This is a genomic window from Actinocorallia libanotica (genome assembly GCF_039525175.1).
In the GTDB taxonomy this organism is placed as follows: Bacteria; Actinomycetota; Actinomycetes; order Streptosporangiales; family Streptosporangiaceae; genus Actinocorallia; species Actinocorallia libanotica.
Window position 1 is genome coordinate 1 of record NZ_BAAAHH010000008.1, and the last position, 13385, is coordinate 13385.

Genomic DNA, 13385 nt, shown 5'->3' on the forward strand with positions numbered 1-13385 from the left:
CTCTGTGTCCGGGGGCGAATCCTCAACTCGCGATCATGCCGTGATCAAAGCCCTTCGCCGAGGATGAAAGAGGCTCACTCTGCCCGAGTGGGACTGGGTCGCGCTCTTCATCGCATCGCTGCGCCGGCACCTGAAAGACACCTTCCTGGACCCCGACCAGATCGGCACCGTTGAGGAGTGGTCAGAGAGATACAAGGCTGCCAAACGCGAAGTGAGAAGCGGCCGCCACGGTGTCGCGGTCGACGCAACCCCCCAGCAGGAGTCTCTCGGGCAGGCCGGAGCGGGCACAGGTGACGGCCTTCCCCAGACCTGCGAAGAACAGGTGCGGTCTTCAGATGACACTGTGCCGCTCGACCTGGCCGCCATGTTCGGTGACGATGATCAAAGCACGGGAGATCCGCCCGCAGCAGAGTCATTGGCGGGGATATCGACGGCAGAGTGGGCAAGCCGGACCTACGGGATTCAAGGTTTCCAACCCGACCGCGATGCTTCCCTGGGAGAGCACGGGCGAGAGCTGCGTGCAGCCGCCCAGCAAGGAGACCACGAGGCAGCGTGTCACCTGGGAATCTTGCTGCTGTGTTGGGACGCCGAAGACAGGCAAGCGATGGCATGGCTTGCCGATGCCGCCGATGCACGCGACGCCATGGCCATGGCTCTGCACGCCGCCGCCCCTTACAAGCGTCGTGAACTTGCTGCCGCCTTCGCCCTCGACCTCGCTCTGCCAACAGGAGCCCCCAATAGCGAGGACCTTCTCGCTCCCGCCGGAACCACCAGCCGTTCCCCTGCCGTCTATTACGAGGCCGCCGCCCACGCCGGCAATCCCGAAGCCGCTTACCGCCTGGGAAGGCTGAAAGAAGCCCAAGGCGAGTACTGGGACGCTGCACGGTGGTTCAACCTTGCCGCAGAAGCCCACCACCCTGAGGCCATCCAACGCATCGAAAAGATGAAACCCTAGCAGCGTGCTGAAGTGCCCCAGGCTCGGTGGAGCCGATGGTCTGCCTCGAGATGCAGAGAAGAAGGAGACCGGACTGCTTCTTGATCATGCCGCCTTCCGTAGCTGTGTCGACGTCACTGACGACCGGTTACGCGGACCTTTCTTAAGCAAGCCTGTCGTTGTTTGCCATGGTCCAAACCCGATGAAAAGCTTCGACTACGACTTCGACAGCTTCCTCGGCATCATCCCGATCGAGGTCGTGGCTCGGTGCGATCACAATGTCGAACTCTTCCCGAGGGTCGAGGTCGCTCCCACGTGTGACCGCAGTGCTTCTAGCGTAGCTCCCGGATCGGAAGCAGATGAGTGCGGCGGGGGCGAATACATCACCGGGAGGGGAGGGGATGTGAGCGACAGCGTTCTCAAGAGCGGCGGTAAAAGCTGCGACTGCTGACGGTGTGATATGCAGGAATGCGGCAGGCGAGGCAGCGCGCATGGCGCCTAGATTTTTAGCTGCGACGGCCTTGACGACGCTTCGTGTGAACGAACGCTCGATGGCGGTGCCGCCTTGTTCCGCTTTTCTGGCTCGAACGGTGCAGGCGGCGCCTTGGTCGTCGGCAATGGAGGAGCCGGCGACAGGCTCGGGAGGATCATCGCTGCCAGTTGCGTCTTCGTCATGGTCGCGGATGATCAGGTCAAGGTCGGCTCCAAGCGCACTCAGCAGCCGCACCATGATGGAGATGGTGGGAATGCCCGCGCTGTTTTCGATGCGAGACACCACGGTTTGGGTGGTGCGGGCGCGGCGAGCAAGTTCGGTCTGGGACCAGCCGCGGGCGGTGCGCCGGTCGTAGACGGCTTGGGCGACCTTCATCGCAATAAGCGCTTCCGCCCTGGCCTCATCGAACTCCTCAGCGTCACGGCCGGTGAAACCGTGGGCATCTGCCGGAAGGCCCGGCGTGTAGACCTCGTGCTGTGTCGTCATCGCTCATCCCTTCCGTGAGAAGTCGTGTGCCGCAGGCTGGTGGCTCTGTTCGCAGATCCTCTTGACCTCGATGGCGCGGTTGACCTGGTCGCGCTCGTTCTGCCGAGTCTTACAGAAGGTCGTGAGTAGAACGATTCGAGTATCCCCTGCGAAGTAGTACGTGATGCGTACCTGGCGGGGAGGGAGGGTGAACCGGAGTTCTTGGACGCCTTCGCGAAGGGGGCGGGCCAGAGGCATCCGCAGCAGATGGCTCTGCTCCGCGAGGTTGCCGACATGGACGTCGACCACACCGAACTCCCTGGGAGGGAGGGTGCGGAGCCAGTCACGTACTTCCGGCTCGACCTCGATCGTGAACAGCGCCATGTCTTCGATGATATATGACTCCAAAGACATAATGCAGGGTGGGTATGACGCGCTGCTTCAGCTTTCGTTCCTCTTGGCAGGCCGTCGCAGCACTGCGAGGGAAAATCGCACCTCCTCGCCGGCCGGACGCGCTGCGGAGACATCGGGGACGTCTGGCTGAGCGCCTCCGAAGAGGCTAGGGAAGCAAGGGTCTCCGAGTTTGATCATGGTGTGAGGCTAGGTTTCGGGTGCAAATGGGGCTGTTGGGGCGCTACCGTCTCTGGCGTGGTGGTTACGGGCGTTCGCTGGAGTTGGGCTTCCAGTGCATGATCTCGTTGGGTGTGTCGGCATCTTCGGTGCCGCAGGTTGCGGTTGAGCAGCCGAGCGCGGGAGCGCCTGATGAGGGGCAGGGCACATGATTGAGCGAACGATCTACCTCGACCCTGATCGACACGATTCTCGGAAGATCCATGTTCAGGCCTACCGCTGGTACGCCAGGGTCGAACTCAACCGCGATGACTACGTGGATGCTCTGGCCGGAACCTACACAAAGATGCAGTTCAGAGCACATGGTGTCTCAAACCCGAACAATCAGAAAAAAGTTTTTTTTTGAAACGACTTGTGCCGGGTAGCGCCGAGGCTCCCGCAGTGAGCGCGGCAGCGGCTAGGAAGCCGAGCTGCATGGGTGTGGGCACTTCGGTGAACCCCGCCGCCCCCGCTGCAATGGCGGCCAGGGCAGCGGCGAGTGTTGCGATCCAGCGACTCCGGTCCTGCAATGTGCGGCCCAACGAGATTCTCCTTGGTGATCTGCTGACAGGAGAGACGGACGCCGATCAGCACCGGTTCCTTCCCATGCGATTCCGGCATGGGGCCGGTAAGGGGAGCTGCGTAGTTCAGTTGCGTTGGTTCGGCGCGCCAGCCACGCAAGATCCCTCAGGCATGACCTAGCAGACTGCGGACTTCGTTGCGTCAACCAGGCTCGGCGACATGGAGCACAGTCCCGTGGGCTGACATCGTGGGTTAGTTTTCTTCTTCCTGCCGGCTTCAAGCGACTTTGTCCCGCTCCTGGCAGCCGCCGCCTTCTGCGCTGGAATCGGCTACGAGATCTTCATCGCAACTGGAACACCACCCTCCAGCACCACATCACCGCCCGCCCGCGACCTGTTTCACCTGTACGCCCTCGGCTCCAACCTCGCCCCCCGCCGCCCTCGCTGTCCCTGCCTACATCCTCCTCGGCCTCCGGCCACCCTCCACACCTGCGCCGCCTTCACTGCCCTGTCCACCACAGGCGCCCTCTTCTGGGCCAAAGAACCAGAACACAATCGCTGAGCCGAAAGCCGTTCCAGGTGGCCGATCCACTGGTCTTCAACCGGCTATGACAGTGTCGGGGTCGGATCTCATCCGACACCCTTGCGAGATCACTGCAACGCGATCACGACCTACCTGTCGACTGGAGACACGTTCGCGAGCGGAGGGCCTGCAAAGGTCTCGGCCACAACAAGTGCCTGAACTGCGCAGGCAGCGGAACCACCGTTGAACCAAGGAGCGGTCCGGGAAGCTCGTCGAGGACGGCATACGCCAACTGTTGGCTGCCTGTGCTGGAGATGGGCGCTAGCGGGTGTCATCTCTGCCATGTTGAGGAGTGTGGCAGTGCCTGGCGATGACGCTGTGATGCCTGGTGAAGGCTAGGAAACCGGGCTGTCGGGGCTTTGGGCAGCACAGATGCGCCGGACGGATGTAAATTTTTTTTAGCGTATGACTTTACGTTTGTGAGCTAAATCGGTGTACGGTTCGGGTGTCCGCAGCGTTTGGTACGTGTACAACGTGGGCGGATCACAACGAGCTGTAAGCGAAAATAAGGGTGCCCTTCCGCAGAACTTCCCGGGACCACGGAAGGGCAGAGTGCTGGGCCTCAGCAAGTCACCTTGCTGAGGCATCAGCCATGCAACCACCGCCATAGCGCTTCGACGGAGAGGCGGGCGGTGAGGGCAGCTGCCGCTTGCGCGACGATCTTCAGGGCCGCCTTCGACACTCGCTTCCCGTCCCAGCGCGAACGATGGGGTGGGGGTGACACCTCTTCGGGGGGCATCCAGGCCTCCTTGGAACTCGGGCGGCTTGCCAAGGCCACAAATTTCTGAATGGCGTGTCAACCCAGAAGCGCCGAGTCCATAAGGTCCTAGAGGGAGTCTAGTGATGACTTCCACCACACGTGGAACACTCTGACAGGAAAAGCTGGGTTTTCAGGGCACTGTCGCAGCCTTTTCCCAGGTAGCAGTAGGCGCTGAACTTGTCGGCGCTGCGCATGCCCTGTCACAAAGACTCCAAGCGCATCATTGAGGTGAGTGACGCCCAAATCGGGGGGATGGCTCGCTCGTAAAGCTCTGAGCAGCGGCAACGCGTTTGGGTGAGAAATTTTTCCATGGGCGCAAGGAGCCCACTGCTACACGGCGGCCCTGGCCTATGACACGAGTAAGGGCTTCGCGGGGGGACGGGGACAGGCGTGATGGCGCCGAGTGGGGCGTTCATGGCGGTCTCCCTAGGGATCGCGAACAGACGTTGCCGACCAGACTTCCCGGCACACCGGACACAATCGTACAAAGCGCCACAAGAGTGATGCTCTCCGAGGTGCCCTGCCCTAACTGATCGATTTACAACAACCCGGTTTCGGCATCAGGGTTTCTCTGTCGGCGGGCCAGGCTGGGTGTTTTCATTCGCCCGTGCCACTGTCTGTATCCCCTCCACTGGCAGACCAGCCCCCCTTAAGTCCTCGCTGTTCAGGTTCATGCCGTCCAGCGCGCGCCGTTCAGGTTCGCACCGTCCATGTCCACGCCGTCCAGGTCTGCACCGCTCAGATCCGCGAGGCTCAGGTCCGCGCCGACCAGATCCGCGCCGTTCAGGTTCGCGACGCTCAGGTTCGCGCTGTTCAGGTTCGCGCCGACCAGGTTCGCGCCGCTCAGGTTCGCGCTGACCAAGTTCGCGCCGCTCAGATCCGCGCCGCTCAGGTTCGCGCCGCTCAGGTCTGCGCTGTTCAGGTTCGCGGCACGCAGGTCTGCGGCGCCTAGGTCTGCGGCGCGCAAGTCCGTGCTGAACAGGCCGGTGTTGGCCAGGGTGATGCGGGACAGATCGAGTTGGTGGAGGTCCAGGCCTGACAGGTCTGGACGGATGTCGTTGTCGTGGGTGCGGCGGCCCAGGACGGCTAGGGCGGCGCGCAGCCGGTAGCACTCGAGGTTGGCCTTGTGCCGGAGGCGGGGGGCGTTGTCCCTGGGTGGGCGGCGGGCGTCGTCGTCTTCGAGGTGTTCGCGGACGAAGGCGGCCAGCACCTCAATGATGACGGGGTCGTCGCGCTGCGAGTCGGTGGCGATGCGTTCCAGGGCGTAGATGCCGCCGAGGCGGATGTCAATACTGTCCTTGTCCCCGAGTTGGGTGATGGCGGCGGTGTAGCGGCCGGTCACCAGGCCCTGCTCGGTGGCGGCCGCGGTGCGCATCGCGGCTTCGGCGCTGTGGATGGAGGCGCGGGTGGTCTGTTCGGAGGATGCGGCGGCCTTGATGGCGGCGTCGGCGGTGCGGCGGGCGGACTTGGCGTTGGCGGCGGTGTAGGCGATCGCGATGGCGGCCAGGATGCCGGTGGCCAGGGCGGTGAACCGGCCGCGGGCGTTGTCCAGGAGGTCTTGGCGGTCCTTGCCGGCCTCCAGGTCCTTTCCGTCCAGGTCGACGCCGTCGACGTGCTCGACCCACCACGTGGTGCCCGGCCACAGCAGCACGAACAGCAAGGCGAGCACCGCGGTCGTCCCGAGCACGATCAGGACGGGCCGAACCCACCGGTGCCGGACAGGTTCGTCTTCTTCGCTGGCAGGGGGAGTGGCGGGCGGCGGGGTGCGGGGGGATTCGCTCACATTTGATCAGACGCTGCACCAGGCGTGGAAGGATCCCGCGAATTGCTGACAGCTTCTGGCGAAGTTCGCTCTTCGCCGGAGACGGCCGCCGATCTCTGCGTGTGTTGTAAATCATTTTTTTCAACACCTAGGCAAGCCTCCGACACCAGCGTGAGCCTGTGGAGTGCACTCGTGACAGGGCACTCCTCCTGACCTGCGTGGGCAAGGAACTCGACTGTCAATGTCCGAAGTCCTCTGCACAGCCGACCTGGGCTTATGGGTCGGTGTGCAGAGAACTTCGGATACTCCGGCTGTCTGTACTCCTGTGCACAACCACCGGTTCTTGTCCGTACTCGTGTGCACGAGGGGTCATCTCGTGGCCGTGGCAGGGCTGAGGTCAGCTCTGCGCTGTCGCGTCGGCCTCGGCCTCCTGGGCCAAGGCGCGGTAGAGGGTGGAGCGTCCGATGCTCAGGTGGCGGGCGATGGCGGTGACGGATTCGCCGCAGGCCTGGCGGGCGCGGGCGATGGCCAGGGTGTCGTGGTCGACTTTGGCGGGCCAGCCGCCGTAGCGGCCTTGGGCGGCGGCTGCGGCCAGGCCGTCCATGGTGCGCTCGTGGATGAGTTCGCGTTCCATCTCGGCGGCCATGGCGGCGACCATGAAGAGCATCTTGTCGGCGATGCTCTGCCCGTTGGGTCGGTGGGTGCCGGCGCAGATGCCGGTGAGGACCTCCAGGTTGACCTGCCGGGCGTGCAGTTCGTCCTCCAGGAGGACGAGGAGTTCTTTCATGGAGCGGGCGATGCGGTCGGGCTTGTAGATCACCAGGGTGTCGCCCGGCTTGAGCGTCTCCAAGACGGCGCCGGCGAGGGCGTCGAGTTGCATCTGGTGGTCTTGGGTGCGGCCGGAGACGCGGGCGTAGCCGATACGGACGGTGTTGGTGTAGGCGGCGGGCGCGTGCGGGGCGGGTTGCATCCAACAATCGTCCTGTAAACCGTCCCGGAACTCTGGGTTCGGGACGGTGTGACCTGGGCGTTCCGGACGGGGCAGGGGGCGTCCCGTATACGACTGTTTTCGGAACGCCTGTTCGCACGGCAAACGAGCCCCCGTTTCTGACAGCCGGATTCAGAATTTTTCGACGCGGCGATCGTCGTGGCACGGGAAGGAGCAGCCGGAACGCGCGGTATCTTCGGCGGAGCGTTGTCCAGCCGCAGCTCCTCGCTGTCCTGTCAGGACCTGCGCGCTGTCAGTAGCGCTTACCACGCTTTCCCTATGAGCGAGACAGCGCAGGATTATGTGGGCGGCGAGTGGGACAGTCCCGATACCAGCGAAGAGTATGCCTATCGGGAGCCGGAGGAGTTCTCTACGGAATTCCCCCAGTCCCGAGAATTGTCCAAAGCCGAGTTCGAGCGCGAGTGGCCAGGACTGGATGCCCTATCCCTGAAGATCTACGGGACTTCGTAACCCAGGGTAGCGATCGGGAGTCGACCATCGTTGCGGGAGTACTCGTGAATCCGTCATATCGGGACATCATTCCTGGGCATTAGTGTGCGCCCTTAACTGGGGACTCACATCGTTTCCGTGACATCTTGCGAACAGGTCCGTTACCTCTCGCTTTGGGTCTCCCTTTATGGATTTGACAGGTTTAACCTGCTGATGCCAGCACGCGCCCGCGTGTGCACGGCGGGCGCGTCCGTCCCTCAAACGGAGGAAGCCCCCGATGGAAAAGCAGAGATACCCGGGCGGACGCAAGAGCCGCTGTGTGGAGACGCCGGTCCTGTTCCACCAATTCGAGGAGGAATCTGACGGAGGACTCGTCTTCACGACTGCGGCACAGAGGTCCTGGATCAAGTCCAAGTATCAGAAAGAGGAGCGCATGTACGAGGCACTCAGCAAACTCTCCGAGGCCGCAGCTTCATGGAAGCAAATGGAATGCCGCATAGAGGAGAGGCTCTACGATTGGCTCCGGCCGTTCGGACTCCGTTACTCGCACATAGACAACGGACTGGAGCGGAAAAACCTACACAAGTTCTCATTCGAGAGCCGACAGTACAGCAGAGTCCACCACATCAAACTGGACGACCACGTCCACCAGACCGCGGTGGGGCGGATCTACTTCGGCATCGACACCGATGACCGTCGCTGGATAGTGGATCACGTGGGGCTGAAGCTCTACAAGACCAAGAAATAGCCCATCGAGGTACAGACTGTCGCCCCCGGCACCCACATGGTGCCGGGGGTTCCGTCGTTCTACGGGGATCAGTAGGGGGCGGCGATGGTGCCGGTGGTGCCCCAGGACTTGTAGGTCATGGTGAGAGGGGAGCGAACGGGTTCTCCCGGGGCCAGCTCGACGATCATGTTGACCTCGAAGGATTTCGGTAGGTATTCCGAAGTCAGGAGAAGGACGAACTTGATGTCCGCGGTGGTGCCTCCGCTGTAAATCTCATAGAGAGGGCGGAGCCCGGCATCCGCCAGGGGCGCTTTCGCCTTGAGTTGCCCGCGAAGAGTGATCGTCTTTCGGTCCGAGTCCTGGGAGACGCTGCGGGAGTGCTTCAGCAGGAACTGCAGGTGCCGGGGAGAAGCGGCCATCCCTGCGGTCATCGCGAGCCAGATGTGTCCGCCTGCCTCGTCGAAGTTCGAAGGCGCCGCGGGCGCCGGTGCCCGCTGGCGGAGGGCCGAGTCATAGGCGAGATCATCGACGAGAACGACGCGCCTGGGCGTCGCCATGTCATCCAGAGAGCCGATTTCTCCAGAAGGATCGTTGGGATTGGAGACCATAAGGTCGTAGTTGGTCGTCTTCCCTGGAACGTGGTGCAGTTTCCCTTTGGCGTCCACTCCGTCCTGCCCTTGGCCGGCGGTCCCCTCCACGGTGACCGAGGCGGTCTGGGCGTTGGCGATGGCTTTCTCGACGGCCGCCGCGAATTCCGGACCCGTCTTCGGAACACCGGGCACGTCCACTGCCACGAGCGGGGACTGGGTGGACGGTGTGGGGACCGCGCCGGGTTCCGTCGTGGGGAGGAAACGGAGGAGGCCGACAGCGAGGACGGCCGTAGCGGCTACGCCTGCGACCGCGCCGAGCACGACCGGACCGCTGACGCGACGGGGCCGGGCCAGCGGGGAGAGGCGCAGAGTGGTCCAGCGGAGGGTGCGCGCGTCGGCGAGGGCGGCTTCCGGGGTGAGTGCGACGGTGCGGCCTTCGGAAAGGACATCCGATAGTGGCATGGTCGTGTGGCCGAGGAGGCGGGTGAGGACCTGCTGCATGTCGGGGCGGCGGGCGGGGTCCTTGGCCAAGCACGCGGTGAGGAGCTCGTGCAGAGGCCGGTCGACCAAGCCAAGGTCGGGGGCGGCGTTCAGGATGCGGTGCATGATGGCGGGCACGGTGTCCTGCCCGAAGGGCGGCTGCCCGGTGGCGGCGAACGTGAGGGTCGACGCCCAGGCGAAGACGTCCGCGGCAGGCATCACCCGCTGCCCTGAAACCTGTTCGGGCGCCATGTAACTGGGTGTGCCGAGGACCGCGCTGGTTGCGGACAAGGTGGCGTCCAGCTGCCGTGCGATCCCAAAGTCGATGACGCGGGGCCCGTCGGGGCCGAGTAGGACGTTGCCGGGCTTGAAGTCACGGTGGACGACGCCAGCCTGGTGGATGGCCGCCAGCGCGGTCGCGGTACCTACGGCCAGCCGGTAGAGCGATGGCCCGGTCAGCGGCCCTGACCGCTCGATGACCTCCCGCAGCGACGGACCATCGATGTACTCGGTGACGATGAAATCCGGGCCGACCTCGACGATTTGGGCGGTGCAGAACGGTGCGACCTTCCGCGCCGCCGCGACTTCCCGCTGGAAAGAGCCGTCGATCGCTCCTCGCATGAGTTTGACGGCGTACCTGCGTCCGTCACCTACCTCCCCCAGGTAGACGACGCCTTGACCGCCTTCCCCGATACGGCCGAGCAACCGGTAGCGGCCGAGGGCCTCAGGATCGCGTGGATGAAGGGGCTGCACTCGGCCAAGGCTAGGACATGCCTCAAGGTCATGGTTTGTGTGGTTTGGATCTGTTGTAGCTACCTGTAACACAGGAGACCTCCGACCGGGCGGAATCGGTGTAAGAGGGTCTTTTGAGAGGAAATGCCGGTGATACGGCTTGTCATGCTGGTGAGGGTTGTGTAGCAGTGTATTGACGCTCGGTATGGGTCGGGTTGCTGTGGGTGTGTGGAGGTTGAGGAGGGCGGCCGCAAGTCGTATCGCAGTGATGTGTCCGATGAGCGGTGGGCGTTGATCGAGCCGTTCATTTCGGCGTGGAAGACGCGGCACCGGTCGGTGTCCGGGCATTCGGGCCGGTATCCGATGCGGGAGATCGTGAACGCGATCCTGTATCAGGAGCGGACCGGGGTGCAGTGGGAATATCTGCCGCATGATTTGCCGCCGCACTCGGCGGTGTACTACTACTTTGCGGCCTGGCGGGATGACGGGCTGACCCAGACGATCCACGACCTGCTGCGCTGCCGGGTACGGGAGAAGACGGGCAGGGCCGAGGATCCGTCCGCGGTGGCGATGGACTCCCAGACCGTGCACTCCGCGGCCGGCATCCCTGCCGCCACGACCGGCCTGGATGTGGGAAAGAAGTCCCGCGGCCGCAAGCGCGGGATCGCCACCGACACGCTCGGCCTGCTCATCGCGGTCGTCGTCACGGCGGCGTCGGTGCATGACAACGCCATCGGGATCGAGCTGCTGGATCGGGTCGTGATCGACAACCCGGCCGTGAGGACGGCGTGGGTGGACGCCGGGTTCAAGAAGCAGGTGGCCGACCACGGCAGGGCTCTCGGCGTCGCCGTCCAGACGGTGCAGCGCGAACCCGGGGCCAAGGGGTTCACCCCGATCCCGCGGCGATGGGTGGTCGAGCAGACCTTCGGCACGCTGATGCGGCACCGCCGCCTGGTCCGCGACTACGAGAAGACGACCGCCAGCAGCCAGGCCCACGTCTACTGGGCCGAGATCGACCGGCTGACCCGCCGCCTCACCGCCACCACCACCCGGTGGCGCGACCAGAGCACCGCCGAGCCCGCCCTCCCCACCCTGGCCGCGTGAACGACGAGGCGCCCGAGCTGCCCGAGCCACTGCTGCGGCACCTGGCGGGCCTGTGCGAAGCCGCCCAGACCGAGGTCGACCGGCTCACCGCCGAACTCGACGCCGCCCAGCAGCAGCTCACACGCTTGGAGTCACCCGGCAGACCCTGCTCGATCTGCTCCCCCCAGCCCCGCCCGAGCCCGACCGGCCGCGGCTTCCGCCCGCCTACCAGGACCTCCTGGCCGTCCTGGCCCAGCACCCCGATGGCCTGCACGCCCGCGAGGCCTGCCTCGCCCTCGGCCTGCCCCACACCCACAAGAACACTGTCGAAGGCATCCGCGCCAAACTCAAACGACTCGTCAGCCGAGACCTCGCCACCGAACCCAAACCAGGACTCTTCACCATCAAGGAGGACGGGGGCTAACAAAAGACCCTCTAAGAGGTCCTAACAAAGTGCGGGCGAGGCACCTCCAGCAGATCAGGGCTGCGCCCAGGAGAAGGAAGGCCTCGCGGATGCGCAGGCGGCGGAACCAGTGCAGCAGTCCGATGGTGCGCTCAACGACGTAGCGCTGGGCGCCCAGGCCGGAGCTGTGCGGGGTGCCGCGGCGGGCGATGGCGGGCTTGATGCCGCGCTGCCACAGCATGCGCCGGTACTTGTCGTGGTCGTAGCCGCGGTCGGCCAGCAGCTTCTTCGGCCTGCGGCGGGGACGTCCTACCCTGCCGCGCACCGGTTGCACCTGGTCCAGCAGCGGGACGAGCTGGGTGACGTCGTTGCGGTTGCCGCCGGTCAGCGACACGGCCAGCGGGATGCCGCTCCCATCGGTCAGGACGTGGTGCTTGGAGCCCGCTCGGCCGCGGTCGACCGGGCTCCGGCCGGTTTTGGGCCGCCCTTCAAAGCCCTGACGTGCGAGCTGTCGATCACCGCCCGCGACCAGTCCAGCTGTCTTGCGGTGTGCAACTCCACCAGCAGCGCCTGGTGCAGGGCTTCCCACACGCCGGCCTCGTGCCAGTCCCGCAACCGGCGCCAGCACGTCATGCCCGAACCGAAGCCCAGCTCACGGGGCAGGAACTCCCACCGGATCCGGTATGCAGCACGAACAGGATCCCGCACAGCGCCTTGCGGTCGTCCAACCGACGCCGACCGGGGTGGTGTCTGCGCCGCTCGACCTTCGGCAGCAGCGGCTCGATCCGCTCCCACAATCCATCGGAGACGATCCACGGGGGTTGCTCGCCCTTCTTCACGAGCCCACCACACAGCAGGCTGTCACCTGTTGTCGCGAGATAGATGCATTTTGTTATGAGCTCTAAGCGTGCTGCAGCGAGCACCTGCCGTAAGCACCTAGTGATTCTGACGAGCATGATGGCCTACGCCGTGGAGTTGGAGCTGCTGGAGAAAGACCCGATCAAGACTCTGAACTGGGAGCCGCCGGACCGGGTCACCTACCAGGTCGACCGGCGCTCGGTCATCAACCCTTACCAGGGCAAGAAGCTGCTGGAGGCCATCGGAAACCGTAAGCCCAGCGGCCCACTGCTCAAACCCTTCTTCGCGCTGCTCTACTACTCGGGCCTTCGCCCCGAAGAGGCGGTCAACGTCTTCGAGGAAGACCTGACACTGCCCGATAACGACGAGGAATGGGGTGAGATCTACATCCACGAGGCCACCCCTGACGCCGGACGTGCCTGGACCGACTCAGGAGAGATCCGCGACAAACGCGGCCTGAAACACCGCCCCCGCGGAGACGGCCGCTGGGTCCCCGTGCCGCCCCCGCTCGTGACGATCCTGCGCCGGCACAAGAAGGAGAACGGCTTCGGTCCAGGCGGACGGATCTGCTACGGCCTGCAGGGCGGCGTCCTGGCCACCAGCACGATCCTGCGGATCTTCAACCAGGTGCGAGAAGACGCCTTCACCGAGGCCGAGCAGAAATCCCCGCTCGCCACCCGCCCCTACGACCTACGGCACGCCTGCCTGTCCACCTGGCTGAACGCCGGCGTCTCCATCACCCAGGTCGCCGAGTGGGCAGGCAACAGCCCAGACGTCCTGTCACATGTCTACGCCAAGTGCCTCACCGGGCAGGGAGCAATCGACCGAGCAAAGATCAGCACCGTCCTGGACGACCGCTCCTGGGAGATGGTGCCTGGCCCTGGGTCTTCCTCACAGATTCCTGCAGGCGGGTCTTCGATGTGACCTTAATCGTGTCCCGGTTGTCA

At 64.5% G+C, this 13385-nt stretch carries 13 protein-coding genes and 1 pseudogene; 6 read left to right on the forward strand and 8 right to left on the reverse strand.

What is annotated here, in order from left to right; translation table 11 throughout:
- The first annotated feature begins 343 nt into the window (after positions 1–343).
- Positions 344–955: an SEL1-like repeat protein gene (locus tag ABD140_RS12160; protein WP_344239993.1), complete on the forward strand. Its 612-nt coding sequence runs from the start codon at positions 344–346 to the stop codon at positions 953–955.
- 142 nt (positions 956–1097) lie between these two features.
- Here the strand turns inward: ABD140_RS12160 and ABD140_RS12165 are convergent, their stop codons facing one another.
- Together ABD140_RS12165 and ABD140_RS12170 are read right to left on the reverse strand one after the other, a co-directional pair.
- Positions 1098–1913 (reverse strand): helix-turn-helix domain-containing protein, encoded by an 816-nt coding sequence (locus ABD140_RS12165; RefSeq protein ID WP_344239996.1) that lies wholly within the window; start codon positions 1911–1913, stop codon positions 1098–1100.
- A 3-nt stretch (positions 1914–1916) separates the two neighbouring features.
- Positions 1917–2276: a type II toxin-antitoxin system RelE/ParE family toxin gene (locus ABD140_RS12170; protein ID WP_344239998.1), complete on the reverse strand. Its 360-nt coding sequence runs from the start codon at positions 2274–2276 to the stop codon at positions 1917–1919.
- A gap of 394 nt (positions 2277–2670) precedes the next feature.
- Here ABD140_RS12170 and ABD140_RS12175 point away from each other — a divergent pair, with 394 nt between their 5' ends.
- On the forward strand, positions 2671–2868 hold the full coding sequence (locus tag ABD140_RS12175) for a hypothetical protein (RefSeq protein ID WP_344240000.1): 198 nt from the start codon (positions 2671–2673) through the stop codon (positions 2866–2868).
- 2167 nt (positions 2869–5035) lie between these two features.
- Here ABD140_RS12175 and ABD140_RS12180 read toward each other — a convergent pair.
- Complete coding sequence (locus ABD140_RS12180; protein WP_344240002.1) at positions 5036–6148, reverse strand: pentapeptide repeat-containing protein; 1113 nt, start codon at positions 6146–6148, stop codon at positions 5036–5038.
- 376 nt (positions 6149–6524) lie between these two features.
- Entirely contained in the window at positions 6525–7097 is a 573-nt protein-coding gene (locus ABD140_RS12185) for a recombinase family protein (RefSeq protein ID WP_344240004.1), read from the reverse strand.
- Between the two features lie 297 nt (positions 7098–7394).
- Here ABD140_RS12185 and ABD140_RS12190 point away from each other — a divergent pair, with 297 nt between their 5' ends.
- Both ABD140_RS12190 and ABD140_RS12195 read left to right on the forward strand, forming a co-directional pair.
- Positions 7395–7586: a hypothetical protein gene (locus ABD140_RS12190; protein WP_344240006.1), complete on the forward strand. Its 192-nt coding sequence runs from the start codon at positions 7395–7397 to the stop codon at positions 7584–7586.
- Positions 7587–7842: 256 nt separating this feature from the next.
- Positions 7843–8313 (forward strand): hypothetical protein, encoded by a 471-nt coding sequence (locus ABD140_RS12195; protein WP_344240008.1) that lies wholly within the window; start codon positions 7843–7845, stop codon positions 8311–8313.
- 68 nt (positions 8314–8381) lie between these two features.
- Here the strand turns inward: ABD140_RS12195 and ABD140_RS12200 are convergent, their stop codons facing one another.
- Entirely contained in the window at positions 8382–10115 is a 1734-nt protein-coding gene (locus ABD140_RS12200; protein WP_344240010.1) for a serine/threonine-protein kinase, read from the reverse strand.
- A gap of 249 nt (positions 10116–10364) precedes the next feature.
- Between ABD140_RS12200 and ABD140_RS12205 the strand changes: the two genes are divergently transcribed.
- Positions 10365–11198 (forward strand): IS5 family transposase, encoded by an 834-nt coding sequence (locus ABD140_RS12205; protein ID WP_344240012.1) that lies wholly within the window; start codon positions 10365–10367, stop codon positions 11196–11198.
- Positions 11199–11581: 383 nt separating this feature from the next.
- Here the strand turns inward: ABD140_RS12205 and ABD140_RS40300 are convergent, their stop codons facing one another.
- The 3 genes and pseudogenes from ABD140_RS40300 to ABD140_RS40310 all read right to left on the reverse strand — a co-directional run.
- Positions 11582–12004: a transposase gene (locus ABD140_RS40300; protein ID WP_486303343.1), complete on the reverse strand. Its 423-nt coding sequence runs from the start codon at positions 12002–12004 to the stop codon at positions 11582–11584.
- A complete protein-coding gene (locus tag ABD140_RS40305) occupies positions 12001–12213 on the reverse strand; it encodes a hypothetical protein (RefSeq protein WP_486303344.1) in 213 nt (70 codons plus the stop codon). The genes ABD140_RS40300 and ABD140_RS40305 overlap by 4 nt, the downstream gene beginning before the upstream one ends.
- Positions 12214–12536, reverse strand: a pseudogene (locus tag ABD140_RS40310) (transposase); the annotation flags it as partial. It lies immediately after the preceding gene.
- Between ABD140_RS40310 and ABD140_RS12215 the strand changes: the two are divergent.
- Positions 12535–13362 carry a tyrosine-type recombinase/integrase gene (locus ABD140_RS12215; protein ID WP_344240014.1) on the forward strand — a complete coding sequence of 276 codons (828 nt, stop codon included), beginning with the start codon at positions 12535–12537 and terminating at the stop codon, positions 13360–13362. The pseudogene ABD140_RS40310 and the gene ABD140_RS12215 sit on opposite strands and share 2 nt — an antisense overlap.
- The last annotated feature ends 23 nt before the right edge of the window (positions 13363–13385 follow it).

What these genes read in the sequence shown, in the direction of transcription:
- ABD140_RS12165 (WP_344239996.1), bottom strand. Translation starts at nt 1,913, where the DNA reads ATGACGACACAGCACGAGGTCTACACGCCGGGCCTTCCGGCAGATGCC.
- ABD140_RS12170 (WP_344239998.1), bottom strand. Translation starts at nt 2,276, where the DNA reads ATGGCGCTGTTCACGATCGAGGTCGAGCCGGAAGTACGTGACTGGCTC.
- ABD140_RS12175 (WP_344240000.1), top strand. Translation starts at nt 2,671, where the DNA reads ATGATTGAGCGAACGATCTACCTCGACCCTGATCGACACGATTCTCGG.
- ABD140_RS12185 (WP_344240004.1), bottom strand. Translation starts at nt 7,097, where the DNA reads ATGCAACCCGCCCCGCACGCGCCCGCCGCCTACACCAACACCGTCCGT.
- ABD140_RS12190 (WP_344240006.1), top strand. Translation starts at nt 7,395, where the DNA reads ATGAGCGAGACAGCGCAGGATTATGTGGGCGGCGAGTGGGACAGTCCC.
- ABD140_RS12195 (WP_344240008.1), top strand. Translation starts at nt 7,843, where the DNA reads ATGGAAAAGCAGAGATACCCGGGCGGACGCAAGAGCCGCTGTGTGGAG.
- ABD140_RS40305 (WP_486303344.1), bottom strand. Translation starts at nt 12,213, where the DNA reads ATGACGTGCTGGCGCCGGTTGCGGGACTGGCACGAGGCCGGCGTGTGG.
- ABD140_RS12215 (WP_344240014.1), top strand. Translation starts at nt 12,535, where the DNA reads ATGATGGCCTACGCCGTGGAGTTGGAGCTGCTGGAGAAAGACCCGATC.